The sequence below is a fragment of the Kribbella pratensis genome, from assembly GCF_004366075.1.
Classification (GTDB): Bacteria; Actinomycetota; Actinomycetes; order Propionibacteriales; family Kribbellaceae; genus Kribbella; species Kribbella pratensis.
Window position 1 is genome coordinate 1,106,374 of sequence record NZ_SODU01000002.1, and the last position, 26,610, is coordinate 1,132,983.

Sequence of the window (26,610 nt, forward strand, 5' to 3'; positions counted from 1 at the left end):
TCAGACCCAGCCGCGCTTTGCGGCGGCCACCCCGAGTTCGAAGCGGCTGGCGGCGTCTAGGCGTTCGGAGAGGTTGGCGGTGATGCGGCGGGCGGTGCGGAGGGAGATGCCTAGGAGGCGGGCAACCTGTTCGTCTTTGGCGCCGCCGGCAAGCAGACGCAGCACCTCGGCCTCGTGAGGCGTCAGCGGCGTCTCGTCGTCGCGGTCGTCGGCGTCGAACATCTCCGTTGCGCGGGACCAGTAGGCGTCGAACAGGGCTAGGGCGACGGAGACCACAGCGGGAGTGCGGTGGATCACCGCGCCGGCGGTCGGGTTCTCCGGATCCATCGGCATGACCGCGATCTCCTGGTCGAAGATCAGGAGCCGCATCGGCAACGTCGGCGTCACCCGTACCTCGCCACCGAGCCTGTGTATGGTCTCGGCGTACTCCACCGCCAGTTTCGAGGCGGTCATGCTCTGGAGGTACACGGTTCTCATCTTGATGCCGCGTCCCAGGAGCTCGAAGTCAGGCGACCGCTCCGCCCTCGGGACTGCGTCGTCAAAATGCGCTGGCACCAGGCCCCAAGAGGTGTCCTTGGTCTTTAGCGCGAGCTCTTCGATCCGACGTGAGGCGTTGGCGCGGCCTTTGAGGACCTCGACGTCCCCGCTGCTGCGAGATGTCAGTAACTCGTTGTACTGCTCTGCGATGACCTCGGCGGAGGCTTCGGCTTCTTTCAGCTCGCCGAGCGCCTTGTTCAGCTCGGTTCGCCGCCGTTCGGCCAGGCCGGTTAGGCCGACGCGAGGGTGGACTGCGTGTTCGCCTTCTGGGTTGGTCCAGGTCGGCACCAGAAGCTCCAGTCTTCGGAGCTGGTCCATCAGTTCTTCGACTTCGGCCGTCGAGCGATCTACTAGCGCGGCAATCTGCTCGGGCGTACTGTCTGGATGGCTGAGAAGGGCGTGATAGACCGCAAAAGTGGCTTCGTCCACCCCCAGCGGCTCCAGCACGATCCTTCTCCTCCAGAAACTTGTCGGAACCGACCATATACAGAGTGCGTCGACATTGAGCACCCAATGATGGTTTCGGATTATTTCTGAAGGGACGATACGTGATCAAGAAGCTGCTGACGGTAGTCGGTGTTGCGCTGCTTCTCTTCGCGGCCACGCCCACGGTTTCGTTCGCCGCGCCGAGCAGCCCCGACTGCATCGGCCAGATCTGCTGGTAGGACGCTGGTAAGCCGCCATCGGCGCGTCCCGTAGACTGCTGGTGTGGCTCGTGGCGATGGTCGGCTTACTCATGAACTCGACCCGCAGGATCTGGGTCCGCAGGACGCTTGTGGCGTCTTCGGGGTCTGGGCGCCGGGGGAAGAGGTTGCCAAACTCACCTACTTCGGGCTCTATGCCTTGCAGCACCGGGGGCAGGAGTCGGCGGGGATCGCGGTCAGTAACGGGAGTCAGATTCTCGTCTACAAGGACATGGGGCTGGTCAGCCAGGCGTTCGACGAGGCGACTCTCGCCTCGCTCCGCGGGCACATCGCGATCGGCCACTGCCGGTACTCGACGACCGGGTCCAGCGTCTGGGCGAACGCGCAGCCGACGTTCCGGTCCACCGCGACCGGATCGATCGCGCTCGGTCACAACGGCAACCTGACCAACACGAGTGAGCTCGCCGCCAGCCTGAACGGCGAAGGTGATCTCGATCTCGGTCTGGACGCCGACGTCGACCACGCGAAGGCCAACGCGAAGCACGGCGCGTCGAGCGACACCGACATCCTCACCTCGATGCTCGCCGGGTACCCGGACCTGACCATCGAGCAGGCGGCCGCGAAGATCCTCCCGAAGGTCAAGGGCGCGTTCAGCCTGGTCTTCATGGACGAGAACACGCTGTACGGCGCCCGCGACCCGCAGGGCATCCGCCCGCTGGTCCTCGGCCGGCTGGAGCGCGGCTGGGTGATCGCCAGCGAGACCGCGGCCCTGGACATCGTCGGCGCGAGCTTCATCCGCGAGGTCGAGCCCGGTGAGATCGTCGCGATCGACGCCGAAGGGCTCCGCTCGACCAAGTTCGCCGAGCCGGACCCGAAGGGCTGCCTGTTCGAGTTCGTCTACCTGGCCCGCCCGGACACCCAGATCTCCGGCCAGCGGATCCATTCCACCCGGGTCGAGATCGGCCGCCGGCTGGCGCGCGAGCACCCCGCCGACGCCGACCTCGTCATCGCCACCCCGGAGTCCGGCGTACCGGGCGCGATCGGGTACGCCGAAGAGTCGGGCATCCCGTACGGGGCAGGCCTGGTCAAGAACGCGTACGTCGGCCGCACCTTCATCCAGCCGAGCCAGACGATCCGCCAGCTCGGTATCCGCCTGAAGCTGAATCCGCTGCGCGAGGTGATCGAGGGCAAGCGCCTGGTCGTGGTGGACGACACGATCGTCCGCGGCAACACCCAGCGCGCCGTCATCCGGATGCTCCGCGAGGCCGGCGCGAAGGAGATCCACGTCCGGATCACCGCGCCGCCGGTGAAGTGGCCGTGCTTCTACGGCATCGACTTCGCCAGCCGCGCCGAGCTGATCGCGAACGGCCTGAACACCGAGGAGATCTGCCGCTCGCTCGGCGCCGACTCGCTCGGTTACATCAGCCTGGACGTCCTGGTCGAAGCCACCACGGTGCCGAAGGAACGACTCTGCCGGGCCTGCTTCGACGGGGTCTACCCGGTCGCGCTGCCGGACCCGGAGCACCTCGGCAAGCACCTGCTCGAGCTGCCGGTGGCCACCGACGTCGACGGCCTGGCCACGGTCTCCGGCGGAGCCGGCGCCGCGGACGCGCTCAGCCGTCCGTAGTACTTCTAGGGAGAACAGAACGTGAGTCAAGGCGCGAGTTACGCCGCTGCCGGGGTCGACATCGAGGCCGGTGACCGGGCCGTCGAGCTGATGAAGGAGTGGGTGGCGAAGGCGACCCGTCCCGAGGTGGTCGGCGGGCTCGGCGGATTCGCCGGGTTGTTCGACGCGACCGCGCTGACGTCGTACCGGCGGCCGCTGCTGGCGACGTCGACGGACGGGATCGGGACCAAGGTCGCGATCGCGCAGAAGCTCGGCAAGCACGACACGATCGGGTTCGACCTGGTCGGGATGGTCGTTGACGACCTGGTCGTGTGCGGCGCGGAGCCCTTGTTCATGACCGACTACATCTGCACCGGCAAGGTCGTGCCGGAGACGATCGCGCAGATCGTGAAGGGCATCGCGGAGGCGTGTGTCGAGGCCGGTACGGCGCTCGTCGGCGGAGAGACCGCGGAACACCCGGGGCTGCTGGAGCCGGACGAGTACGACGTTGCGGGTGCGGCGACCGGTGTGGTCGAGGCCGACGAGGTGCTCGGCGCGGAGCGGGTGCGCGAAGGGGACGTCGTATTGGCGATGGCGTCGTCGGGACTGCACTCCAACGGATACAGCCTGGTGCGGCACGTGTTCTTCGACCGCGCGAGGTGGGAGCTGGACCGGGTCGTGCCGGAATTGGGTACGACGCTCGGTGAGGTCCTGCTGACGCCGACGCGGGTGTACGCCAAGCACTGCCTGGAGCTGATCCAGGAGCTGAACGGTGATGACGACAAGCCGCTGCACGCGATGTCGCACATCACTGGTGGCGGCTTCGCCGCGAACCTGGCACGGGTGATCCCGGACCAGCTGTCCGTGCGGATCGACCGCTCGACGTGGACGCCCGCACCGATCTTCGGGCTCGTCGGGCTACTCGGCGACGTGGCACTGCCCGAGCTCGAGAAGACGCTGAACATGGGCGCCGGCATGGTCGCAGTACTGGACCGGTCGGCCGCTGACGCCGCCGTTCAGGCGCTGGCCGCCCGTGACATCCCCGCCTGGATCTGCGGCGAAGTCGGCACGACTCCTGGCGGCACCGTCACCCTGGAAGGCACCTACGCCAAGTAGGCCGCTGCACAGCCGCCGCCTGCGAGCGGGTCGCTATCGAGCCGTCCGACGCCTCGGACTGCTGGAATCGCCGATCCGCCACAGGCGGTGCTGTGTGAAAATTCGTCGGGCGCACGGTGAACTGCTCAGGCACCCCGAAGGGCGCTGAGCAGCTCAGCCGGGCTGATATTGCTTACCGACGGGGGTGGTAGTCGTCGGCGTCGTCTCCGTCGCCGTCGTTCTCGCCGTTCGCAGAACGGTCGCCACCCTGGTCACCGGACAGCTCTCGCTTGAGCTGGTCCAAGTCGGTGTCCCAGGTGCGGTACTTCAGGTCGCGTGCGACCTTCGTCTGCTTGGCCTTTGCACGGCCGCGCCCCATAGCGTCGACCCCCTCGCACAAGTCAACCGGGTACGCTGCGTGGCGCCCACGGATCAGTCGTCAGTAATCGTGGTTCAAGGATACCCGGAGCGGCGGATCGACACACGCACCGCCCCCTGGCCGGACCCGGCAGAGGTCCGAGCACCGCGTCGGCGGGGCGGGCCGGCCCCCTCGAACCAGCCCGCCCCGCCGCCTTCGGCCCCGCTACTTGACCTCGCGACGTGAGCTTGCCCACAGTCCGACGATGGTCGGAAGAACGATCCAGACCCCCACCGCGACCAGCGTCTCGGGCACCATCCCGTGCAGATCGCGCTCCGCGATCCGGCCGAGCGCGCCGAACACGTCGAGCCAGTTCGCGTTGTCCTTGAACAGCGCCGGCCCGGCCAGGGACCACGCGGTCGGCGCGATGAAGAACGCCAGGATCGCGACCGCGGTCTGCGGGATGACGGCACCGAAGGCGGCGCCCATCACGACGTTCAGCGCGACGGTCAGGTAGGCCCCGGCGAGCTGCCCGCCGAGATCGGGGTACGACGCCGCGTGGTCGGTGACTGCACCGGCCAGCGCCGTACTCGCGAGCGCCAGGCCGACGACCGCGGTCATCACGACCACGCTCAGCACGACAGCGGAGACGAACTTGGCCAGCTGGACGCGGACCCGGCGCGGGGACAGCGTGAACGTGGTCAGCGCGGTCCGCTGGGTCCACTCCGACGTCATCGCCATCACGCCGATCACCGGCAGCAGCAGCATCACACCGGTGGACGCGGCGCCGAGGAACCCGTCGAAGCCGGCGTCGCCCTTCGGCAGGTGCGTGAACTGCCAGGCCAGCGCCGCGAGCGCGAGCAGCAGGACCGCGGCGATCAGGACCCGGCCGCTGCGGGTGTTGACGGACTTGCGGAGCTCGATGGTGACGAGCTTCAGGAAGGACTGACCGCGCGCGGGCGGCAGACTGGTCGCCACCTCGCTGCGGTGCTTGGCGGTTGTGGGCGCGACGTCGGTCACGGTGGTCATCGGGCCTCCTGGCCTGGACTGAGGAGCGTAGGGAGCGAAGCGACTGGAGCGACGAGGGAAGGCCAGGAGCAAAAGCCCGATGACCCGCCGCGCCGGAGGCGTGGCATCAGTACTGTCATAGAAGTCTCCAGAGAATTCGAGATGATCAGGCGGCTGTGGCGACGGGCGTGGTCAGCTGGAAGAACAGGTCCTCCAGGCCGGCGCCGTCGCTCTGGCGGAGTTCGAGAAGGATCTGACCGGCAGCGGCGGCGGCGCGCCCGACCTGCTCGGCGGTGGCGTCGACGCGCAGCGCGCCGTCGTGCAGCGGCTCGAGGTTCAGGCCGGCAGCGGTCAGGGCCTCGTTCAGGCCGATCGGGTCGAGTCCGCGGACGAGTGTGCCGGAACCGGCCAGCAGCTCCTCCAGTGAACCGTCGGCGACGATCCGGCCGCCGCCGATGACGACCAGCCGGTCGACTGTCGCCTGCACCTCGCCCAGCAGGTGGCTGGACAGGATCACCGTGCCGCCGCGGGACGCGAAGTCCTGCAGCAGTCCGCGCATCCAGCGGATGCCTTCCGGGTCCATTCCGTTCGCAGGCTCGTCGAGGATCAGTACGGCGGGGTCGCCGAGCAGCGCGCTGGCGATACCGAGCCGCTGCCGCATACCGAGCGAATACTGACCGACTCGGCGCTTCGCGGCGTGGCCGAGTCCGACCGCCTCGAGCATCTCGTCGGCGCGGGTCTTCGGCACGCCGAGCAGGCTCGCGTTCAGCAGCAGCGTCTCGCGGCCGGTGCGGCCCGGGTGCTGCGCGGCGGCGTCCAGCATGACCCCGACGACACGGCCCGGGTTCGGCAGGTCGGCGTACCGCTTGCCGGTGATGGTGGCGGTGCCGGAGGTCGGCGGCGTCAGCCCGGTGAGCATCCGCAGCGTCGTGGACTTGCCGGCGCCGTTCGGGCCGAGGAAGCCGGTGATGCTGCCGGGCTGAACGGTGAACGACACGTCCTGGACAGCCGTGGTGCTGCCGTAGCGCTTGGTCAGGTTCTCGACGGTGATCATGACATCGAGTCAACCGTCACCGACCCCGGTCGCACATCGGACGAGCGGCTGTCGTCACCCCCTACGAAAGTCGTCGGATCGGCCCTGGAACCCACCCGGAAGAGGGACGTGATCGCGTCGGCCGTCGAACTACAGTGACGGAATGCGACGGTTGCGCCGGTGGTACGCCTGGTGGGTCAGGCATGCCCCGCGCCTGCGCGACTTTCTGTACGTCGGCTTCAGCCTGCTGACCATCGTCCTGCAGGCCGCGTCCGGCGCGGGCGGCTGGAGCCCCAAGGACTGGTACGTGCTCGGCGCCGGCATCGTCGCCTCGGTCGCACTGCTCTGGCGCCGGCGGTTCCCGGTGACCGTCACCGCGATCGCCGTGCTCGCGATGCTGACCGGGTCGATCTTCGTCCCGATGGGTCTGGCCCTGCTGACGCTGGCGATCCGCCGCCGCGACCTCGCACTCGTGATCCTCGGCCTGGCCGCGTACGCCGCCTATGTGCTGAACAGCTGGGGCACCGAGAACCAGATCTGGGTGTCGATCTTCACCGGACCGTTCCTGGTCGGCACCTGGATCGCCATCGGCGCGTACGTCGGGGCCCGCCGCGACCTGATGGCGTCGCTGCGGGACCGCGCCGAGCGGGCCGAGGCCGAACGCGAACTGCGCAGCGAGCAGGCCCGCCTTGGCGAGCGCGCCAGGATCGCGCAGGAGATGCACGACGTCCTCGCCCACAAGGTCTCGCTGATCGCGCTGCACGCCGGCGGTCTCGAGGTGAACCCGTCCGTCGGTCCGGACAAGGTCGAGGGCTCGGCCCGGTTGATCCGTGAGACCGCGCGGCAGGCGATGGAGGATCTCCGCGAGGTCCTCGGCGTACTGCGGTCCGACATCAGCGTCGACGGCGCGGACCTGACGCCCGTCCCGAAGGTCTCGGACCTCGAGCGGCTCATCATGGCCTCGCGCGACGCCGGAGTCGCCGTCGCGTACGACGTCTCGCTGCCGGACGACGTACCGGTGTCCGTCGGGCGGACCGTCTACCGCCTGGTGCAGGAGTCGCTGACCAATGTGCACAAACATGCGCGCAGCGCCGCGACCGAGGTACAGGTCCATGGCGCACGGGGTGAGGGCGTGACGGTCAGGGTGACGAACGTCCGGCCGGTGGCTGCTGGTTCACTGCTGCCTGGCGCCGGTGCCGGCCTGGTCGGTCTGCGGGAGCGGGTGCAGTTGGTCGGCGGCCGGCTCTGGACCGGACCGACGACGGAAGGCGGCTGGCGGGTGGAGGCCTGGCTGCCCTGGGCCGACGACCGCGAGCAGGTATCGGACCAGGTCGAGACGCTGCGCGCAGATGCTGTGTTGCATACGGAAGAAGGAGAGCGATGACCCGGCTGCTGATCGTGGACGACGAGGCGCTGGTGCGGGCCGGGCTGAAGATGATCCTCGAGTCCGACGACGGGCTCGAGGTCGTTGCCGAGGCCGAGGACGGCGCGGACGCGGCGAGGATGGTGAAGGAGCACCGGCCGGACGTCGTCCTGATGGACATCCGGATGCCGCGGCTTGATGGGCTGGCCGCGACGCGGGAGGTTCAGGCGCTGCCGGATCCGCCGAAGATCGTCGTACTGACGACGTTCGACCTCGACGACTACGTGTTCCGGGCCTTGCAGGCCGGGGCCAGCGGGTTCCTGCTCAAGGACACGCCGCCGCGCGAGCTGGTGCAGGCGATCAAGGTGGTGGCGGCCGGGGACGCGATGCTGTCGCCGGCGGTGACGCGGCGGCTGATCGGGCACTTCGCCGGGGACCCACGCGCCGACCGGAAGCGGGCCGCGCAGGAGCGGATCAACAAGCTGACCGAGCGCGAGCGGGAGGTGCTGGTCGCGGTCGGCCGCGGCCTGCAGAACGCCGACATCGGCCGGAAGCTGTTCATGAGCGAGGCCACCGTGAAGGCGCACGTCTCGCGGGCCCTGGTGAAGCTCGACGCGACCAACCGCGTCCAGGTCGCGATCCTGGCTTACGAAGCCGGGCTCCTCGACGACTGAGCCGGCACGAAGACGGCACAAAGAAACCGGCCCGATCCGTCGGAGGGGTGGGGGCGACGGTTCGGGCCGGTTTCGCAAGTCAGCGTGCCTGGGGGGATAGGACGCTGACGACCGGTGGCGCCCAATGGGGGGAAGGGCGCCGGCCGGTCAGGACTCAGACGCGGCCGAAGGCCACGCTGCTGGTCCAGATCTTCGCCTTCGCGACCGGGCGACCCGGCCTCGAGGCGTGCCACAGCATGTTCCCGCCGGCGTAGATGCCGACGTGGTACACGCCGCCGCCACCGTTGCGGAAGAACACGAGGTCACCGGGCTTGGCGGCCTTGCGGCTGATGTGCTTGGTCGCGCTGTACTGCTGGCGCGACGTGCGCGGCAGCTTCTTGCCGGCCTTCTTGTACACGAAGCCGGTGTAGCCGGAGCAGTCGAAGCCGCGGGTCGTCGTGCCGCCGTAGCGGTACGGCGTGCCCTTGAGCTTGGCCGCCTCCCGGAGCACCTTGGCGCGGAACGTGGTGGTGCCGCTGCTGGCGCCGTACTTGCCGTAGAGCACCTTGTGCTTGGCGGCCCAGGTCAACCGGCCCCAGGTCTTCTTGTCCATGTAGCCGGTGGGCTTCAGACCCCAGGAGGTCTGGAACTTCTTCAGCACCCGGACGGTGCTGGGGCCGAAGTAGCCGTCCGGACCCAGGTGCAGGGCCCTCTGGACGAACTTCACGGTCGGGCCGCTGTCGCGGAACCGGAGCAGCGGCCTGCTCGGGACGCTCCAGTACCCACGCGGCGTCGTCGTCGCGGTGGCGGAGGTGGTCGCCGCGGAAGCGGCAGGAGTGGTGGTGACGGTGAGAGCAGCTCCACCGCCCACCGCGAGGCCGACCGTCAGAACGGCGGCGGCAGCCCGGGGAGTCCCCGGACGCGTGGTGGTCCTACGGTGCTTCGCCAGAGTCCGGCCGACAGGCCGGTTCGTACTGGACTCAGCGGTCTGGCTGACGGCGCGCACAAGCGGCGTCCGTCGGGCAGTGACGGGCATGGTTGTCTCCCGACGCCTGTGAAGTTAGCTGTCGGGTTCGGGCTGGGATTCATAGCCCGGTCCGCTCCCGCGGACTTCACCCCAGGGTCTCGGCCACTCACGGTCGAGACCCAACTTCCTGGGTCCCCCACCCCTGCCATGTAGTTCGAGGGGAGCACATGGGCCCTGGCAGGGCTCGGCGTTGACCCGTGTGCAGTTCGTGTTGTTTACCGAACCGCCGACGACTGTATAACAGAACGATCACGACGCAAACCCTCAGATCGACAAAGTCGCTCCCAAATGGCCCTGAGCGGCCCGCTGACGGGTCAATAAGTCGGGGTGAACACCTGGTGTCCTGAGCGCGTCTGAGCGGGGCTGAGGCGGCAAATGAGAGATTCAATGTGGCCTCGGTCACATTTCACGGTGGCTTTCTGTGACAACGGGCACAGAGGGTGGTCAGGGCACCCTAAAGTCCTTGCGACTTCAGCTATTTCCGAGCAGCGCGTGGAAGCGCTCCAGCCCCACGTTCCCGCCTGACAGCACCACTCCGACGCGCTCCGGCAGCCCGTGGATCCGTCCGGCCAGCAATGCGGCCAGCGCACTCGCCCCGCTCGGCTCCAGCACGATCTTCAGCCGCTCGAACGCGAACGCCATCGCGTCCAGGATCTCCGCGTCGCTGACCAGTTCGAACGACTCCACCAGCCGCTGGTTCACCGCGAACGTGAGCTCGCCCGGCGTCGAGATCGCCTGCCCGTCCGCGATCGTCCGCGGTATGGCGATCTCCACCCGCTCACCCGCCGCCAGCGACCGGGCGTGGTCGTCACCCGCGGCCGGCTCGACGCCGATCATCCGGATCCCGGGCGACATCATCGCCGCCGCGGTCGCGCAGCCGGCCATCAGCCCGCCGCCGCCGACCGGCACGAGCAGCGCGCCGAGGTGCCCGACCTCCTCGATCAGCTCGAGCGCCACCGTCCCCTGCCCGGCCATCACGTCGTAGTGGTCGTACGGCGGAATCAACGTCCGCCCGCGCTCGGTGGCCAGCTCCTGAGCCAGCGCGGTCCGGTCCTGCGTGTACCGGTCGTACGTCACCACCTCGGCGCCGTACCCACGCGTCGCGGCCAGTTTGGTCGGCGGGGCGTCCTCGGGCATCAGGATCACCGCCGAGGTCCCGGCGAGGCGTGCCGCCAGCGCGACGGCCTGCGCGTGGTTGCCCGACGAGTACGCCGCGACGCCTGCTGCGAGCTGCTCCGGGGTGAGGCCGCTGACCGCGTTGTAGGCCCCGCGGAACTTGAAGGCGCCGATCCGCTGGAAATTCTCCGCCTTGAGAAACACACGCGCCCCGACGCGCTCGTCGAGCGTCCGCGACGTGAGGATCGGCGTACGGTGCGCGACGCCCTTCAGGCGCTCTGCGGCGGCCTGGACATCTGTGAGACTCAGCACGGTCCGACGTTAGCCGCGGGCGATGTCAAAGTACGCCGACTCGCTCCGTACTGATGGTTGAGAGGCGCCCACCAACGGGGGCCGCGTGCGAAGGAGACATCGTGAAGTACCTACTGGTCCTGAACATCAACCCCGACGTGCTCGCCGCGCTGACCGAGGAGGAGCAGCAGGCCATCGGCAGCGGGCACCAGAAGTTCATGGACACCATCAAGGCGTCGGGCGAGTTCCACAGCACGGTCGCGCTGCAGCAGCCGGCCGACTCCGCGGTGGTCAAGGTCCGCGACGGGCTCCCGGCCGTCACCGACGGGCCGTTCGTGGAGTCGAAGGAGTTCCTCGGCGGCTACTACCTGGTCGACGTGGCCTCCCGGGAGCGTGCCTGCGAGCTGGCCGCGATGATCCCGGACGCGAGCATCGAGGGCCTCGGTGTCGAGGTTCGCGGGGTCGAGTTCGCCGACGGCCTCTGAGAACGACGAAGGAGGGTTTCGCCACAGGATCGTGGAGAAACCCTCCTTGTTTTACAGGGTTTTACAGGGTCTCAGCTGGTCTGGTCGTCGACCTTCGCGTCGGCCGCGTTCTTCTTGATCGACTCGATGCCGTTCTCGGCCGCGGCCTTGGTCGCGTAGCTCTCGCTGCTGGTCGCGATCACCTCGCCGTTGCCGGCCTTCAGACGAAACCGGAACTCGCCGGACTTGTCCTTGTACAGCTCGAACTTCCCCGCCATCGGTGTACCTCCATAGAGAGTGGTATCGCTCCGTCTCGGAGCGTAGTCCTCTCCGGCCCCCTACGCTGCGCATACACGCCCTAGCTTCTGGCGACGCCGCGGATGCCCGCGACGACGAGTTCGAGGCCGAGGTCGTAGTACCGGTCCCGTGACGAGGGGCAGACCAGCGCGCCCGCTGCGGACGTGATCAGTGGGTAGCGCTCGGGTGACAGGGCGCCGAGTGAGGCACGTTTCCGCCTCAGCGACGCCTCACGAGCCTCCGGGTCGCTGACCTCGCGGACGATCGGGTCGGTGGTGACCAGCGCGATCAGTGAGCAGATCGACTGCCGGCCGACCTCGGCTGCGTCGTCGACGGAGAATCCACCCTCGATCAGCAGGCTCAGTGCCCGCTCGGACAGCGCGAGTCCGGGCTCGGCGACCAGGATGCGGGACAGCGTCAGGTCCGCCAGCCGTGGGTGCGCGCGCAGCGCGGTGACGAACGCGCCCAGCAGCGCCTCGAGCTGCACGTCCCACGGCTCCTCGGTCGGCTCCGGCAGTACGACGTCCGCGAGCAAGCGATCGCCCAGCGCCGCCAGCAGGTCGTCCTTGTCCTTGAAGTGCCGGTACAGCGCCATGGGCGTCACGTCGTGCTGCGCGGCCAGCTTCCGGAACGAGACAGCGGCCGGCCCCTCGTCGTCGGCGATGGTCAGCGCCGTGTCGACGACCTTCTCCGGATCGAGGCGGCGCGAGGTCTCCTTGGTGATCACGTTGACAAGTCTACACCGTAGACCTACTGTCTACTCCGTAAGCTTACGCCGTATACATACGGTGTAGACAAAGTCTGTTGACCGAATGAGGTACGGCGATGCGACGCAGTCCTTGGGCCACCCTGGCGGTGCTGGCCCTCGCGCAGTTCATCGTGGTGCTGGACGTGACGATCGTGAACGTCGCGCTGCCCCACATCCAGGCGGACCTGAACTTCTCCGCCGACTCCCTGCAATGGGTGATCAACGCGTACACGTTGCTCTTCGGCGGCTTCCTGCTGCTCGGCGGGCGGATGGCCGACCTGCTCGGGCCGCGCCGGGTGTTCACCGGCGGCCTGCTGCTGTTCGGTCTCACGTCGCTGGTCGCGGGGCTGTCCAACTCGCCCGAGTTCCTGATCGGGGCGCGGGCCGTCCAGGGCCTCGGCGGCGCGCTGCTCTCGCCGGCCGCGCTGGCGATCCTGACCACGACCTTCGCGCACGGGCGTGAACGCAACATCGCGATGGGTGTCTGGGGTGGTCTGGCCGGCCTCGGCGGGACGCTCGGTGTCGTCGCGGGCGGCGTGCTCGTCGACTCGCTGAGTTGGCAGTGGGTGTTCTTCGTGAACGTGCCGATCGTGCTCGCACTGGTCGCGCTGATCCCGGTGTTCGTCCCCGACGCACGGCACGCGACAGGTCGCCGTACCTTCGACACGCTCGGGGCGGTGCTCGCCACGACCGGCTTGATGGCAGTCGTGTACGGCGTGGTGCGGTCGGAGCCGTCCGGATGGGGATCGTTCGAGGTCGTCGGCGTACTGACCGCAGGGGTTGTATTGCTGGCGGCATTCGTCCTGGTCGAAACCCGGTCGGCCGCGCCGCTCGTCCCGATGCGGTTGTTCCGGTCGCGTGCGTTGAGTGTGTCCGGCGCGTCGCTCGCGTTGAACGGCGCCGGGTTCCTGTCGATGTTCTTCCTGACGGCCATCTACCTGCAGCAGGTGCGCGGAGACAGTGCGCTGGATGCCGGCATTCACTTCCTGCCGATGGGCGGTGCGGCGATCGTCGGCGCGGTGCTCGCGTCGCAACTGGTGCAGCGGTTCGGGACGCGGACGGTTCAGCTCGCGGGTGCGGTGCTCAGCGTGATCGGACTGCTTCTGCTGTCGCAGGCGGACGCCACCGGTAGCTACAGTTCGCAGTTGCTCCCCGGCCTGATCGTCTTCGGATTCGGCATCATCGGCGTCGGCGTACCCGGTCAGATCAACGCGGTCTCCGAGGTCCGTCCCGCTGAGGCGGGCGCGGCGTCGGGTGTCGTCAACGCGATGTACCAGGTGGGCGGGGCGCTGGGGCTGGCGATCGTCACGACGCTCTCCATCACCCACACCACCAACGAGCTCACGCACGGCGCGACCCAGCTTCAGGCGCTCCAGTCCGGGTACGAGCGCGGCCTGCTCGCAGCTGCCGCGTTTGCCGTCGCCAACGTCCTGCTGACCTTCGCCACACCGCAGCTCCAGCCCACGCCAGAGCAGCTCGCCGAGGCCACCGCCGCGGCATAAGTTGCCTATCGCAACGTCCGGCCGATCTAGGGTAGTTGCCGTGCCCCCTCTGATCTGGCCGGACTGCCGCAACGTCAGGGACCTCGGCGGCCTACCGACCACAACCGGCGAGCTCCAACCAGGGCGCCTGATCCGAAGCGACAACCTGGATCAACTGACCCCGACCGGCCGCTCCACCGTCGAGGCCATCGAAATCACCAGATTCGTGGACCTCCGTAGCGCCTGGGAATGCGAGACGTGGCCGTCGCCGTACGCCGATGACGCACGATGGCGGAACGTCCCACTCTGGGATCCGGCGGACGAGGATGTGTCCGACCTGGGATTGTTCGAGCAGTACGTCGTGCTTGTCGACGACTACGGCGCCCGCGTCGCGTCGGCCGTGGCCGCGATCGCCGACGCACCACCCGGCTGCGTGGTCGTGAACTGCCACGCGGGCAAGGACCGGACGGGTGTTGTCATCGCGCTGACGCTCGACCTGGCCGGCGTACCGCGAGACCTGATCGCCATCGACTACGAAACCTCCGAGGCCACCGCATCCACGATTCTGCGCCTGCTTTCTCATGTGCAGCAGCGGTACGGCGGGACGCGTGAGTACCTGCTGAAGTCAGGGGCTACCACTGAAGAATTGAAGGCGTTGACCAGTCGTCTGACGGGGTGAATCCCAGGGCGATCCCCGATGTTTGTGTTGTCCGCTGCCGGAAGGGTTGAGGCCATCGGACACACAAGAGGAGATCGGGATGCTGGTGGCATTGGTGACGGCGGCGGTTGTTGGATTGACGTCGGGGGTGGCTTCGCCGTTGCAGAAAGGGCTCGACGACGTGGTGGCGATCGGGGCCGTGGCTGAGGTGCGGGACGGCGGGGCGGTCTGGCGGGGGACTAGCGGGGTTGCGGAACTCGGCAGTTCACGGAAGGTCCCGGTGGCGGGGCGATTCCGGATCGGGAGTATCACGAAGACCTTTGTTGCCACCGTCGTACTGCAACTCGTTGCCGAGAAGCGGATTCGGCTCGAGGACTCGGTAGAACGCTGGTTGCCGGGTGTCGTGCCGAACGGCGCGAACATCACAGTGCGCCAATTGCTCAACCACACCAGCGGTTTGTACGACTTCAAGGAAACGTTGCCGATGCCACCGAGCGCGGAGTTCTACGCGCTGCGCTATCGCACGTGGACCGCACCCGAGCAGATCGAGCGGGCCCTCGCGAATCCGCCGGTGTTCGACAAGCCGGGCTCGCAGTACGACTACTCCAACACCAATTACCTGCTGATCGGCGAGATCATCGAGAAGGTGACCGGCCGGACGTACGCCGAGGAGATCGAGCGGCGCCTGATCCGTCCGCTCGGCCTGCACGGTACGTCGCTTCCCGGTACGTCGCCGTACATCAAGGGACCGCACGCGCACGGCTACATCCCGAAGGACGGCGGTCAACTCGACTTCACCGAGATGAACCCGACGCTGTTCGGAGCGAGTGGCGACATGATCTCCACGACGCGCGATCTGAACCGCTTCTTCGCGGCCCTGCTCGGCGGGCAGTTGCTCCCGGCCCCGCTGCTCGACGCGATGAAGACGCCTGGTACGGCGGACGGGAAGTACGGCCTCGGGCTGGCGTGGCACGACACCAGTTGCAAGGTGCGGGTGTACGGCAACGACGGCGACGCGCTCGCGTACCAGGCGTACTCGTTCTCGACGGAGGACACCCGGCGGCAGGTCACCGTGGCCGTGACTCCGCACCTGCCGGACAACCCGGACAAATCCGTGGACGCCTTCGTGGATCAGGCGATCTGTCGCTGAAACCGGTTACCGCATGTGACATGTCGTCTCGTCGGTTTGGTGGCCGAGAGAAACGGCGACACTGGTATGGATGCCTTGTTGCCATCTCCCGAAGGGGTCCGGGACCTTGGAACTCGCCATACTCGGTGCCGACGACTGGCCGATCGCCCGGGACGTCCGTCTCCGGGCCCTGAAGGATTCTCCGTCGGCGTACATCGCCGACTACGAGGACGAGGTGACCGTCGGTGAGGACGGCTGGCGCGAACGATTCACCCGTATGCAGTGGGCCGTGGCCCGGGAGGAGTCCCGGGTCATCGGCCTGGCAAGCTCCGTCCGCGTCGCCAACCGCCCGACGTACGAGCGCCACATCGAGTCGGTCTGGGTGGACCCGAGGTACCGCCGCAACGGCGTACTGCGAGCGGTCCTCGGGCACCTGTCGGCGGTCGAACCCGACGTCACCGAGTGGCGCGTCTGGGTCCTGGACACGAACACCATCGCCCGCCAGGTGTACGAGCGACTGGGCTTCTACGCGACCGGAGAACGTCAGCTGCTAGCAGACGGCTCCGGCCGCCGCGAGATCCGTCTGCGATTCGGTGGGTAGCCCGTAGCCACAGGAGATCCAGGTCGGCAACTGGAGCTCGGCCAGCGCGTCGCGTTCTCTCCTGACCTGCGGGAAATGAGTGAGCATCTTCTGCCAGCGACGCTCGTCCTCCTGCCAGTTCACGATGAAATCCGCACACAGGTCCGGCGAGATGCTCTCCGCTCGCTCCTGCGCGATCCTCAGCGACTCCTTCGCGCTGTCGCGGTCGGCCTCGCTGATCCACAGCTGGGCTCGCCGAAGTGCCTCGGTCGTTTCGGCGATCGTCTTGAGCCGGATGCCCTTGAAGTCCTCCCAGTAGCTGGTCCGGGTCGCGATCGCGAGTTGCTGCTCGAAGCTCGAGCCTGACCGGCGCTCGAACGCTGCGTACAGTCCTTCGGCCAGCAGGTCGCCGAACTCCTCGCGGGCCGCTCGCTGCGGATCGGCGAAGGGCCGGTACTCGAGCTGGCTGACCTCACCGATCTTCATCAACGACCGCTCCGCTGCATGCCGTGCGAAGAAGAACCAGTCCTCGTTGTAGACATCGGCGAAGAACGATTGGTCCGGATGCTGCAGGTTCACGCCAAGGGTTGCGCCGCTGACGAACACGTCCTGCTTGAACCCCGCGAGCCGGCGCGCGTGGCAGACCACCGAGTTGTCAGGGAAGTACCGGCTGACCATCGACGCGACCGGATGCCGGTCGAGATACCCGGCAAGACGCCTGACGTCCCGCGGGCTGAACCCTCTGATGTCGTCGTCGACGAACAGGATCTTGCTCCATCCGCACATCCGGCCGAGCAGCAGACCGATGTTGCGCTTCGTGCTGAGATCACTGGATCGATTGGCCGAGGCCGCCTGGAAGTCACCGCTCGACGTCAGCGGCGTGTCGCACGGAGGCCGGTAATCCTCGGGCACCTCGACAACGATCGCCTGTGCGCCCAAGGTTTTCTCTACGCGGCGCGCGACCTGCCTGACCTGCGCCTGCCGGCTGCACAGGATGACGAGCGGCACGGACAACGCGGCGGACAGGCTGATGACGTCCTGCAACGCGAAGGCCGGTCGCGCGGCCGGGACCACGATCGCGTCCAGGCGGGTGTTCGCAGAGGCCGCCACCGGAGCGGAGCCGTCACGGAGCAGTCCCGCATGGGACTGGCCGTGCCTGATCTGACGGCTCATTCGCCATCCCCCTCGGGGGACCATTCGAAGAGGCGGTTGTCCGCGATTTCGAGGTCCGGGGTGACGGCTTCGCCGTTGATCACGGGAACTCGCATCAGCAGGCCGAAGATGCCACCTGGAAACCTGTCGGCCAGGTAGGCCTCGTTGCGGTCGCGGACCGCGTCATCGGTGAGCATTCGGACTGCGCCGAGCACTCCCCGGCTGTAGACCCCATTGCAGATCGTGATGGTGCGGCTGTGGTTGAAGGGGTTGGGCAGCCGGGCGAACAGAGCGACGTCCTCGGCGAGTTCCTGGGGGGTGTCGTCACGCCACGCGTCCTGGGCCTGCTCGGCCTCGAGGTCCGCCTGCGACGGCGCCTCGTTCTCGGGGACGGGTTCCTTGCTTTCCTCCCAGACCGGCCGGTACTCCTTGCCGTCGCGGGAGCGGAAGATCTCGCCGTCGGCCAGATCCGGCACCGACAGCTGCCGGATCGGCAGGTTGTCGAGAACCCGCAGCAGCCGACTGGTGACGCGGTTCCAGGCGATACCGCCGATCAGGATGAGATGGCCGGACAGGTGATCCGCGCTCACCTCCGTCGGCAGGCGGTGCCGCACGCGCAGCTCCGGGTTGGACGCGCGGACATGACCCCACATCTCGATCAGTGCGTCGAGGTCGGCATATCTGTACAGCTTGGTGTAGTTCGGGTTCTTCTCGTCCGCGAGCGGAGAGCGTCCCAGCTCCGGGACCTCCGGGCAGATGAGCGTGATCCGCCCGGATTCGAAGTCAAAGGTGTACGAGTTGCCGGAGGACGGGGAACCGGTCTGCTGGTGGCGTACGTCCTCCCGGAGCGTGCCCAGCTCACGGTGAAGTGCATTGAAACGCTCCCGCTCGGCTCCGCTCAGGTCTTGCTCGCGAGGCAGCCGTTCGGGTACTTCGGACATCGCGAAGAGCAGCGCGTACGACCGCAGCCGCTCCTCCGGGGGGAGCTTCGGGTTGGACTGCGACTCCCACGAGCTGATCGTTGCCACCGCGACGCGGGTCTCGCCGGTGCTGAGCGCACTCGACAGTTCCTTCTGAGTCAGTCGCCCGGATTCCCGTAGGTCCCGAAGTCGCCTGGCGAGTCGTACGGCCTCTGGAGAAGGGGCCACTCTCACTCCCGTAAATGGTCGACCAACTTGCGGGTGCGGCGGATCGGCTGATCCTACACCCGCTCTACCCGACTTCACCGAGCCCTGCTGTACCGCGCACGCCGGGGGTCACCCAGCCGTCCTGCTGTCTTCGGAATGGGGGCTCTCTATACGGCTCGGATCACCATTGCTCCTGACAAACTGGCGATTGACCGCAGTTACACCGTGGATCTACCGTAATACTGAAGTCGACCTGAAGCCAACTGAAACCACGCGACGCGCGGAGATAGTCATCCTGTCCGACGGCTTCACCAACCACCCGCTCCCTGACCATCTCTCCGTCCCTGACTGCCGCAACGAATTGCCATGCACAGCGCGTCGTCTAGGTATGAGGCTCATCAGCTGTCTGGTTGTGCTCAGCGCCCTGACTTTGTCGGCATGCGGGAACGCGGCGGCGCCAACGTCTGCGGCAAGCAGTGCGACGGCCACCTCCCAGCCGGCTCATGACGCGGTTCCGGGGCAGATCCCATCAGGTCCTGGGACTCCGGCGTTTCTCGAACGGGCTCGCGCTGTCGCAGCAGCCGTCCGGGCCGCAGGGATCCCGAAACCGCCGGAAGGAATCTTTCTGTACTCGTCCCGAACGCCCGGTCTGGGCTTCGACACGACCGAGCAGAAGGTTGCGTGGATGGCCGGGTACGTGACCATCGCGCCGGGCGTGAAACTCCGATCCGGCGGCAAGACCCGCCTCGATTTCGGCGACGGACCGAGTGTCTCCGCGGATGTCCTCGATCCCCGGCGTGCGCTGACCGAAGCGATCGGAGAAACGTACGACAACTGCGGACACATGGCGGTGCCGGTATCGCAGTGCAAACTCACGATCACCGGCGGCTCCTTGAAGACAGTTGACGTGGACACGAGCTCCGGCCGCGCGACCGTACCGGCGTGGTCCTTCACCGCGAAGGGCTTGTCGAGACCGATCGTCGCGTTGGCAGTCTCCGCGGCGGTACTCCAGCCCCTGGTCGACCCCGCTCCATTGCCGGGCCTCGCCGAGCTGGACCGCAACCTTCTCCCGGTCGGCAGGCTGACGAAGGTCGACGGCAACTCGCTGACCTTCAACCTCCACCACGGAAAGTGCGACCCGAACCTGACAGCCCATGTCGTCGAGTTCGAGGACATGGTGATCATCGGCGGAAGCCACAGCCCACTGAAGGGCGGCTGCGTGGATGTAGGCCTGAGCACCCCTGCCACCGTAACCCTCACCACCCCTCTTGGAGACCGAGCCGTAGTCAGCTCCTCCACAGGGGCCAGACTCTCCCTTCACCCCCACCTCAAGTAGCCCAGCACCTCGTCCGTCGGTCGTAGTGTCGGCGCATGGTGTTTACGTCGCCCGTGGATAGGGCTGTGCCGAATCGTCTGGCCGACGAGCGCGACGCGCTGACACAGCAGCTCGACTTCCACCGCGCCACCTTGCTTCGCAAGCTGGACGGGCTCGAAGCCGAGCCACTGCGCCGCCCGATGACAGCGTCTGGACTCAGCCTGCTGGGTTTGGTGAAACACCTCGCCGAAACGGAGCATGGCTGGTTCCTCAAGATCTACGCAGGGTTGCCCGAGCCGGATCTGTTCCCGATCGACGGTGGCCCAGATGCGGACTTCCGCGTCGGTACTGATGAGACGGCCGGCGTCGTGGTCGGACAGTACCTACGGACCTGCGAACGGGCCCGGGCCGTCGTGGCCGCCGGCGACCTCGACGACGTGGTCGCAACGCCGTCGGGAGCGGAGGCCAACCTGCGAGCGATCCTGCTCCACATGATCCAGGAAACCGCCCGCCACAACGGCCACGCCGACATCATCCGAGAGTCCCTCGACGGCACAACAGGCGACTGACGCCGCTCTACTCGGAAACACTGACCGATTCACGCTCAGAGACGGCGACCACGGGCGGTCGCCGGTTGAACCAAGCCGGCGTCCACCAGTTGGCGTCGCCCAGCAGTTTCATCAAGGCCGGTACGAGAACCAGTCGCACGATGGTCGCATCGACGAGTACGGCGGTGGCGAGGCCGAGGCCGAACATCTTGGCTGTTGGGTCGTCGGCGAGGGAGAAGCTGACGAAGACCACGATCATGATCAACGCTGCCGAGGTGATCACGCGGCCGGTGGTGGTGATGCCGTGGATGGTCGAGGCGGTGTTGTCGCGGGTCCTGAGGTACTCCTCGCGGATCCGGCTGAGCAGGAACACCTCGTAGTCCATCGAGAGCCCGAACACCACGGCGAACATGAACATCGGGATGAACGGCAGGATCGGAATGGTCGATTCCAGCCCGATCAGGTCCGCGGCCCAGCCCCACTGGAAGACCATCACCATGACGCCGAAGGAGGCGCCGATGCTGAGCAGGTTCATCAGCGCGGCCTTCAGCGGTACGACGACCGACCGGAAGACCACGGCGAGAAGTACGACCGACAACAGGATCACGGCGCCGATGAACCACGGCAGCCGATCGTTGACCTTCGCTCCCACATCCGCGAGGGTCGCCGTCTGACCACCGACATGAGCTTTCGCCGGACTGTCCCGCAGTACCGAGGGAAAGACCTCCTCGCGGAGCCGCTTGACTGTCGTCATCGTCGCAGCGTCCTGCGGCCCCGTCGTCGGTACGGCGATCAGCGACGCGACACCGGCCGCAGTGTTCACCGAAGGAGGTGCGACCGACGCGATGCCCCGATCGGCGCGGACGGCGTTGAACAAGGGCTGTACGACGGCCGGATCTCGAGAGATGTCGACAGCGATCACCAGCGGACCGTTGCTGCCGGCACCGAATCCCGCGGCCACCAGTTCGTAGGCACGACGCTCGGTGCGTTGCACGGGCAGCGCGCCGTCATCGGGCGTTCCGACGCGGAGTGCGAGCACGGGTGCGGCCAGCGCCAGCAGCAGGATGGTGGCGCCGACGGCGTACGCCGCGGCGTGCTTGGACACGTGCGCTGCCCACCGCTGCCAACCCGTACCAGGAGACGACTGCACCCGCCGTACCCGAAGGCGGTTGATCCAGTGTCCGGCCAGTCCCAGGAATGCGGGCAGCAAAGTGATCGAAGCGAGCACCATCGTCAGCAGGATCAGTGAGATGGCAATCCCGCCGGCGGTCATGAACGGTACGCCGGCCACCGCCAGCCCGAGGATCGCGATCACCACCGTGCCACCGGCGAAGAGCACAGCCTGTCCCGCCGTGGCGACAGCATTCCCGACCGACTCATCGACCGCCATCCCGCGGGCCAGATACTCGCGATGCCGGGTGACGATGATCAGCGCATAGTCGATGCCCACGCCGAGGCCGATCATGCTGCCGAGCACCGGCGCCCAACTGGGCAGCTCGATGAGGTACGTGACCAGGGACAGCGAGCTGATCGCCAGCGCGAGGCCGAACACGGCCATCCCGATCGGAAGTCCCATCGCGATGATCGATCCGAACGCGAGCAGCAGGATGACCATCGCAGCGATCAGCCCGACCGCCTCGCCGAGACCGGCCTGACCTTGCTCGAACGCGTAGAAAAGATCCCCGCCCAGCTCGATCCGCAGCGGCACGTCAACCGCCGCGAGCGTCTTGAGCTGCTCGAGATCGCTCGGCTCCAGCTTGTCCAGCACCGGGTATTGAAGCCGGATCAGCCCGACGCGGCCGTCTGGCGAGATGACGGGATCGCCGGCTCCCAGCACGTGGGGCAGCAACGCCGCGGTCGACCGTAAATGGGCCAGCGCAGCCCGCAGCTCGGGTGAAGCAAGTGTGGCCGTCGAGTCGAGCGGAGTCACGACCACCTTCGCGGTCAGCCCCGCCTGATCCGCGCCTGCGGCCGACAACAGGTCCGTCGCGTACTGCGAGTCCACGCCAGGCGCTCCGAACGATTCCTCGAGCTTCTTGCCGAAGGCGCCGGATGCGGCGACCACGAGCGCTGCGACCACCAGCCACGCCCCGATCACCACCCAGGGCCGACGTGCGGCGTACCGGCCCAGTCTGTACAGATTCGACCTCATCATGGATCCCCTTCAGCCAGAGTTGGACTCATCGTGTGGCCGAGGGCCCGGCTCTCACCTCGGGCGATGAGCCAGACTTCCCTCGGCCGAACAGCTGGGTCGCGTCCCGTACTTTGAGCCGATCCGATCGGCAGCCGGAGTCCCTACGCTGTGGTCATGGTGAGAATCGCCGTACGCTCGCTGCTGGCCGAGCCGCGAGCACCCGACGCACCCAGGCGGGTGTGGCGCGACTGGGTGCTCGTCGCCGGTCTGCTGACGGCGGTCGTTCTCGAAGGCGTACTCCGTGAGGACGTCGTCTGGAGGCCCGTCGCGGTCGTGGTGGCCGGCGCAACCGCGTGCGCTCTGCTGTGGCGTCGTACCCGCCCGTTGGCCGTGGTGGCCGCCGTGTTCGGCACCCTGATCGTGGTCAACGTCGTAACTCTGATCAGCGGGAACGCGACCTTCGGCCTGTACTCGATGATCTGCGTGGTGTTGCTGCCGTACTCACTCGTTCGCTGGGCATCCGGCCGCGAGATCCTCATCGGGCTGGTGTTCGTCCTGGTGGCGCTGGTGCTAGGAATCGCCAGCGACTTCACCGGGTACGGCGAGGCCGCCGCCGGCAGCATGTTCCTGTTGTCCCCGGCGACGCTCGGGGCCGCGTTCCGCTATCGGTGGACCGCCCGGAACCGCGAACTGGGCCAGGTGCGACTCCGGGAGCGCGAGCTGTTGGCCCGGGAACTGCACGACACAGTCGCTCATCATGTCTCGGCGATCGTCATCCGGGCCCAGGCCGGCCGAGCCGTCGCCGCCACGCGCCCGGACGCCGCGGTCGACGCGCTCGCCATCATCGAGGCGGAGGGTACGCGGACCCTGGCCGAGATGCGGGCGATGGTCGGCGTACTGCGGGACGACGGTACGGCGGCGCTCGCCCCACAGCCGGGCGTGGCCGACCTGGAGCGGCTCGCTCGCAGCGTCGGAGAGCGGCCGCGGGTCGAGGTCGAGGTGTCGGGAGACCTCGATGACCTCGGACCGACGGTCGGCGCAGCGATCTATCGCATCGCGCAGGAGTCGATCACCAACGCCGTACGGCATGCCCGGCAGGCAACTCGCATCGACGTCCGGCTGACGTCGTACGACGACTCCGTCCGGCTGACTGTCCGCGACGACGGGGAGGCCACCTCGAGGAACCCGGGAGGTTATGGCTTGGTGGGGATGACAGAACGGGCCACGCTGCTCGGCGGGACGCTCGCGGCGGGTCCTGATCCGGACCGCGGCTGGTCTGTTGACGTGGTGCTGCCTCTTCAGCGATCGGCTTCCGGCCGATGACGATCCGGGTGCTTGTCGCCGACGACCAGGATCTCGTCCGGACCGGACTCGCGATGATCCTCGACGCCCAGCCCGGTATCGAGGTGGTCGGTCAGGCGGCCGACGGCCTGGAAGCAGTGGAGTTCGCCCGCCGACTGCGGCCTGACGTGTGTCTGCTCGACATCAGGATGCCCGGGCTCGACGGGATCGCGGTGACCCGCGAACTAGCCGGACCTGGCGTCGTCGACCCACTGCCGATCGTGGTGATCACCACCTTCGATCTCGACGAGTACGTGTACGGCGCTTTGAAGGCCGGAGCGCGCGGATTCCTCCTCAAGGACGCCGGGCCCGACCTTCTCGTCCAGGCGATCCACGCCGCCGCCAACGGCGACGCACTGATCGCCCCAAAGATCACCGCTCGGCTGCTGTCCGCGTTCTCCGAACCACCGACCGGCCGCACCCCGGTCCAACCCGTCGATCCGCTGACCACTCGCGAAGAACAAGTCCTGATCGCCGCAGCCACCGGCCGCACCAACGCCGAGATCGCGACCGAACTGCACATCAGCCTCAGCACCGTAAAGACCCACCTGACCAGCATCATGGCCAAGATAGGCGCCCGAAACCGCGTAGAAATAGCCATCTGGGCCTACGAAACCACCCGCATCAAGCCCTAGTACTACGGCCGGACTTCGTGAGGTCGGGGCGCCGGACGTGTGCCACTCACCAACCGATCGCAGCTGTCCGGGATCACGCGTGAGGCGCCGTCGCTCGGCGCCGGCGCCGCGGGTTAGTGAGTGCCGGCGATCCACCCAACCGCCTCGTCGCACACTGCCGCCGCCGCGGCGCCGGGTTGGGGAGGGCTTTGTACCCGATTCGGCACGAAATCCTCCCCACGCCAGGTTGGGCACCCGGGCTGGAGCTCCTGTCACAAAGCCCGGCTGTAGTACTAGCCCACCCAGAGCCTCTCCAACTTCTTGGTCTGGCTCTGCACGTCGAGTCCGTCTACCTGGAGACGGTGATCGGCGGCCGGAGGATTCGCGGCATCGGCCTCGTGAAGCATCCGAAACTCATCATCAGTCAGCCAGACCTTCCGCGACGCCGCACGCCGCAACGCCTCCGGAAAGCTGACCGTCATGTGCACAATCAGGCACCCCGGCAGCTCCTGCCTGTACAAGTCGCAGGTCTCCGGCGTAAGCACATCAGCGACGACAACTTCAATGCCCACGGCCACGAAATTCCGAGCCAGACCGCAGGCATTAGTTACGCCAAGCCGTTGCTGTTCCTGCCCTTCCACTCCCTCCCACGGAGCAGCAGCACCCGCGACAACCAGCTGCCGCACATCATCCACATCAACAAACGCACACCGCAGCCGCCCTCCCGCAAGAGCCCGCCCCGTCACACTCTTCCCCACCGCAGGCCCACCCGTAAGCACCAACGCCCGACGAGTCACAGCTCAGCCGCCCAACGCGGATGCGTGAGCTCCACGCTCACAGGCGATCGGACCAACCCGGTATGGCCTGCGCAGCCGGTACGAACTCGTCAGCTCGATCCTCACGGGCCGCCTCCAGCGCCTGGTCAAAGCCCAGACCGGAGTACGCAACCGCCCGCAGACGCCAGAGGCGCAACACATCTCGCAGCTGCTGGAACCCCGCATCGACTGAGCAGGCATGTCACGAGATTACTCTGAGCAGACCCTGCGCATGTCAACGCTGTCCCCACCCACCGAACTGGGGACGGTCCTGGCGAAGCGGTTGTTCGATTCCCAGAACCCGCACGTGAGAAGGACGGTTACGGGCGGCCAGGCCGACATCATCCGGCTGGCGTGAGGCCTGGCGTGCCCGCGTACAGCAGGAGCATGTCGAGCTCCCAATCGGGGGCCCGGCTAGAGGGTTGGCGCGGTATTTTGTCCCGGACGGACCAGCAGCGGAGGACGATGTGGGTTTCTGGGGCACCTTTGTAGTCAGCCGGTCCACTGCCTCTCCGCGTGAGCTCGTCGACGGACTGGAAGACGTTCTGGTAGAGCGATGCACTGGCGGATGGCTGGACTCGTTGCCCGCTCCCTGGGCTGTATGGCAGGTGTGGGCAACATCGGCACAGCTGACGGAAAGCACCTGGCAGGACCTCGAAGTGTCTTCGAAGGGTCCTGTCATCGCCTGCGAGGTCTTCGACAGTGACGGCGCTCGACTGGACATGTTCAGCGAGCCGTCCGGTCACTGGATGACCTATCTGGAGATCAAGGGTGTCGTCAGCCACCAACTGCTTCCGCCGGCGCCGTTCGATGCGGACGGCAATTGGTTGGACGATGCCTCGATCACGAAGATGAACGCCGACTACGAGCGCGAGTTCGAGGCCGAGTGCGCTCGACTGCGCGCTGCCGTGCCGACTGGTCTGGCCGCCGCCGAGCGCGCGCGTTCGTGGGCTCTGGATGCGGGTCTGGCGGTGCCGTGCCCACCGTCAGAGCTGGCTGCACGCTTCGAACACGAAGGGGCGTTCGTGGAAGATTCGTTCTTCGAGCTGCTCGCATGCTTGGGCCTGCGGCAGGGAAGCTCCTGACCGGAAGCGCCTGGGTCGTACGGTCGCGAGGCTGGGTTGGCCTCACTGCCCGGCGCCCACCTTGGTGATCTTGCATTCAATGCCGGCCGGTCCGATGGGAGCCTGCGCCGGGGTAGTTCCTCCGAAGGTGGTCGTGTCGCGGACCTCGAAAGTCTGTCCGCCGATCCTCTGCTGAGAGGCTGCGTCCAGGACCTCAACGGTCACTGAATAGCTCGACGCGTCGCCTGTGATCGTGCCGTTGATCGTTACCGTGCCCTGCGATCCGACTGTGTTGACCTGGCAGTCGACGTTGGTCTTGTAGCTCGTCGCATCGAGGACCGGAGTACCGTCTCCTGGCGCACCTGTCATGTAGCGCACGGCGAAGACGCACAGGCACGCCAGCACACCCAAG

General features: G+C 67.4%; 27 protein-coding genes and 1 riboswitch. Of the genes, 14 read left to right on the forward strand and 13 right to left on the reverse strand.

Features of this window, described 5'->3' with window-relative positions; genetic code table 11:
* Positions 1 to 984: a helix-turn-helix transcriptional regulator gene (locus EV137_RS20375; RefSeq protein ID WP_238175447.1), complete on the reverse strand. Its 984-nt coding sequence runs from the start codon at positions 982 to 984 to the stop codon at positions 1 to 3.
* 261 nt (positions 985 to 1,245) lie between these two features.
* On the opposite strand from EV137_RS20375, the gene purF reads away from it, so the two are divergent.
* Together purF and purM are read left to right on the forward strand one after the other, a co-directional pair.
* The gene (purF, locus tag EV137_RS20380) at positions 1,246 to 2,808 is read left to right on the forward strand and encodes an amidophosphoribosyltransferase (protein WP_133787636.1); all 1,563 of its coding nucleotides are present in this window, start codon (positions 1,246 to 1,248) and stop codon (positions 2,806 to 2,808) included.
* Between the two features lie 21 nt (positions 2,809 to 2,829).
* On the forward strand, positions 2,830 to 3,903 hold the full coding sequence (purM, locus tag EV137_RS20385) for a phosphoribosylformylglycinamidine cyclo-ligase (RefSeq protein WP_134130349.1): 1,074 nt from the start codon (positions 2,830 to 2,832) through the stop codon (positions 3,901 to 3,903).
* Positions 3,904 to 4,075: 172 nt separating this feature from the next.
* Here the strand turns inward: purM and EV137_RS20390 are convergent, their stop codons facing one another.
* From EV137_RS20390 to EV137_RS20400, 3 genes are all read right to left on the reverse strand, one after another.
* Positions 4,076 to 4,261, reverse strand: a complete 186-nt coding sequence (locus EV137_RS20390; protein ID WP_130387089.1) for a DUF3073 domain-containing protein — start codon at positions 4,259 to 4,261, stop codon at positions 4,076 to 4,078.
* A gap of 204 nt (positions 4,262 to 4,465) precedes the next feature.
* Positions 4,466 to 5,269, reverse strand: a complete 804-nt coding sequence (locus EV137_RS20395) for an ABC transporter permease (protein ID WP_134130350.1) — start codon at positions 5,267 to 5,269, stop codon at positions 4,466 to 4,468.
* Positions 5,270 to 5,414: 145 nt separating this feature from the next.
* The gene (locus EV137_RS20400) at positions 5,415 to 6,302 is read right to left on the reverse strand and encodes an ABC transporter ATP-binding protein (protein WP_134130351.1); all 888 of its coding nucleotides are present in this window, start codon (positions 6,300 to 6,302) and stop codon (positions 5,415 to 5,417) included.
* A gap of 142 nt (positions 6,303 to 6,444) precedes the next feature.
* Here EV137_RS20400 and EV137_RS20405 point away from each other — a divergent pair, with 142 nt between their 5' ends.
* Both EV137_RS20405 and EV137_RS20410 read left to right on the forward strand, forming a co-directional pair.
* Positions 6,445 to 7,665, forward strand: a complete 1,221-nt coding sequence (locus tag EV137_RS20405) for a sensor histidine kinase (protein WP_134130352.1) — start codon at positions 6,445 to 6,447, stop codon at positions 7,663 to 7,665.
* Positions 7,662 to 8,318, forward strand: a complete 657-nt coding sequence (locus EV137_RS20410) for a response regulator (protein ID WP_134130353.1) — start codon at positions 7,662 to 7,664, stop codon at positions 8,316 to 8,318. Before EV137_RS20405 ends, EV137_RS20410 begins: the two co-directional genes overlap by 4 nt.
* A gap of 154 nt (positions 8,319 to 8,472) precedes the next feature.
* Here EV137_RS20410 and EV137_RS20415 read toward each other — a convergent pair whose 3' ends face one another.
* On the reverse strand, positions 8,473 to 9,333 hold the full coding sequence (locus tag EV137_RS20415) for a C40 family peptidase (protein ID WP_134002629.1): 861 nt from the start codon (positions 9,331 to 9,333) through the stop codon (positions 8,473 to 8,475).
* A riboswitch (cyclic di-AMP (ydaO/yuaA leader) is annotated at positions 9,333 to 9,500 on the reverse strand. It overlaps the preceding gene by 1 nt.
* A 295-nt stretch (positions 9,501 to 9,795) precedes the next feature.
* The gene (locus EV137_RS20420) at positions 9,796 to 10,752 is read right to left on the reverse strand and encodes a pyridoxal-phosphate dependent enzyme (protein ID WP_134002631.1); all 957 of its coding nucleotides are present in this window, start codon (positions 10,750 to 10,752) and stop codon (positions 9,796 to 9,798) included.
* A gap of 101 nt (positions 10,753 to 10,853) precedes the next feature.
* Between EV137_RS20420 and EV137_RS20425 the strand changes: the two genes are divergently transcribed.
* Positions 10,854 to 11,216: a YciI family protein gene (locus EV137_RS20425; RefSeq protein WP_134002633.1), complete on the forward strand. Its 363-nt coding sequence runs from the start codon at positions 10,854 to 10,856 to the stop codon at positions 11,214 to 11,216.
* A gap of 71 nt (positions 11,217 to 11,287) precedes the next feature.
* On the opposite strand, the gene EV137_RS20430 is transcribed toward EV137_RS20425, so the two are convergent.
* Positions 11,288 to 11,473 (reverse strand): YegP family protein, encoded by a 186-nt coding sequence (locus tag EV137_RS20430; RefSeq protein ID WP_134130354.1) that lies wholly within the window; start codon positions 11,471 to 11,473, stop codon positions 11,288 to 11,290.
* An 80-nt stretch (positions 11,474 to 11,553) separates the two neighbouring features.
* Positions 11,554 to 12,219 carry a TetR/AcrR family transcriptional regulator gene (locus EV137_RS20435; RefSeq protein WP_134130355.1) on the reverse strand — a complete coding sequence of 222 codons (666 nt, stop codon included), beginning with the start codon at positions 12,217 to 12,219 and terminating at the stop codon, positions 11,554 to 11,556.
* A 98-nt stretch (positions 12,220 to 12,317) separates the two neighbouring features.
* On the opposite strand from EV137_RS20435, the gene EV137_RS20440 reads away from it, so the two are divergent.
* The 4 genes from EV137_RS20440 (at position 12,318) to EV137_RS20455 (ending at position 16,109) form a co-directional block, all read left to right on the forward strand.
* On the forward strand, positions 12,318 to 13,742 hold the full coding sequence (locus tag EV137_RS20440) for an MFS transporter (RefSeq protein ID WP_134002639.1): 1,425 nt from the start codon (positions 12,318 to 12,320) through the stop codon (positions 13,740 to 13,742).
* 40 nt (positions 13,743 to 13,782) lie between these two features.
* Entirely contained in the window at positions 13,783 to 14,400 is a 618-nt protein-coding gene (locus EV137_RS20445) for a tyrosine-protein phosphatase (RefSeq protein ID WP_166679950.1), read from the forward strand.
* 79 nt (positions 14,401 to 14,479) lie between these two features.
* On the forward strand, positions 14,480 to 15,529 hold the full coding sequence (locus EV137_RS20450) for a serine hydrolase domain-containing protein (RefSeq protein WP_134130357.1): 1,050 nt from the start codon (positions 14,480 to 14,482) through the stop codon (positions 15,527 to 15,529).
* A gap of 106 nt (positions 15,530 to 15,635) precedes the next feature.
* The gene (locus EV137_RS20455) at positions 15,636 to 16,109 is read left to right on the forward strand and encodes a GNAT family N-acetyltransferase (RefSeq protein ID WP_166679951.1); all 474 of its coding nucleotides are present in this window, start codon (positions 15,636 to 15,638) and stop codon (positions 16,107 to 16,109) included.
* Here EV137_RS20455 and EV137_RS20460 read toward each other — a convergent pair.
* Together EV137_RS20460 and EV137_RS20465 are read right to left on the reverse strand one after the other, a co-directional pair.
* Positions 16,059 to 17,261, reverse strand: a complete 1,203-nt coding sequence (locus EV137_RS20460) for a hypothetical protein (RefSeq protein WP_134002647.1) — start codon at positions 17,259 to 17,261, stop codon at positions 16,059 to 16,061. The genes EV137_RS20455 and EV137_RS20460 overlap by 51 nt on opposite strands.
* Positions 17,258 to 18,388 (reverse strand): XRE family transcriptional regulator, encoded by a 1,131-nt coding sequence (locus EV137_RS20465; RefSeq protein ID WP_134002649.1) that lies wholly within the window; start codon positions 18,386 to 18,388, stop codon positions 17,258 to 17,260. The genes EV137_RS20460 and EV137_RS20465 overlap by 4 nt, the downstream gene beginning before the upstream one ends.
* A 664-nt stretch (positions 18,389 to 19,052) precedes the next feature.
* On the opposite strand from EV137_RS20465, the gene EV137_RS20470 reads away from it, so the two are divergent.
* Together EV137_RS20470 and EV137_RS20475 are read left to right on the forward strand one after the other, a co-directional pair.
* Positions 19,053 to 19,703 (forward strand): hypothetical protein, encoded by a 651-nt coding sequence (locus EV137_RS20470; RefSeq protein WP_134130358.1) that lies wholly within the window; start codon positions 19,053 to 19,055, stop codon positions 19,701 to 19,703.
* A 65-nt stretch (positions 19,704 to 19,768) separates the two neighbouring features.
* Entirely contained in the window at positions 19,769 to 20,251 is a 483-nt protein-coding gene (locus EV137_RS20475; RefSeq protein ID WP_166679952.1) for a DinB family protein, read from the forward strand.
* A gap of 7 nt (positions 20,252 to 20,258) precedes the next feature.
* On the opposite strand, the gene EV137_RS20480 is transcribed toward EV137_RS20475, so the two are convergent.
* Complete coding sequence (locus EV137_RS20480; protein WP_134130360.1) at positions 20,259 to 22,382, reverse strand: MMPL family transporter; 2,124 nt, start codon at positions 22,380 to 22,382, stop codon at positions 20,259 to 20,261.
* 156 nt (positions 22,383 to 22,538) lie between these two features.
* Here EV137_RS20480 and EV137_RS20485 point away from each other — a divergent pair, with 156 nt between their 5' ends.
* Complete coding sequence (locus tag EV137_RS20485) at positions 22,539 to 23,687, forward strand: sensor histidine kinase (protein ID WP_134130361.1); 1,149 nt, start codon at positions 22,539 to 22,541, stop codon at positions 23,685 to 23,687.
* Positions 23,684 to 24,340: a response regulator gene (locus tag EV137_RS20490; protein ID WP_134002659.1), complete on the forward strand. Its 657-nt coding sequence runs from the start codon at positions 23,684 to 23,686 to the stop codon at positions 24,338 to 24,340. Before EV137_RS20485 ends, EV137_RS20490 begins: the two co-directional genes overlap by 4 nt.
* Positions 24,341 to 24,612: 272 nt before the next feature.
* Here EV137_RS20490 and EV137_RS20495 read toward each other — a convergent pair whose 3' ends face one another.
* A complete protein-coding gene (locus EV137_RS20495) occupies positions 24,613 to 25,014 on the reverse strand; it encodes a hypothetical protein (protein ID WP_134130362.1) in 402 nt (133 codons plus the stop codon).
* A gap of 587 nt (positions 25,015 to 25,601) precedes the next feature.
* Between EV137_RS20495 and EV137_RS20500 the strand changes: the two genes are divergently transcribed.
* The gene (locus tag EV137_RS20500; RefSeq protein ID WP_134002663.1) at positions 25,602 to 26,219 is read left to right on the forward strand and encodes a hypothetical protein; all 618 of its coding nucleotides are present in this window, start codon (positions 25,602 to 25,604) and stop codon (positions 26,217 to 26,219) included.
* 42 nt (positions 26,220 to 26,261) lie between these two features.
* On the opposite strand, the gene EV137_RS20505 is transcribed toward EV137_RS20500, so the two are convergent.
* On the reverse strand, positions 26,262 to 26,609 hold the full coding sequence (locus tag EV137_RS20505; RefSeq protein WP_134002665.1) for a hypothetical protein: 348 nt from the start codon (positions 26,607 to 26,609) through the stop codon (positions 26,262 to 26,264).
* Position 26,610 lies beyond the last annotated feature (1 nt).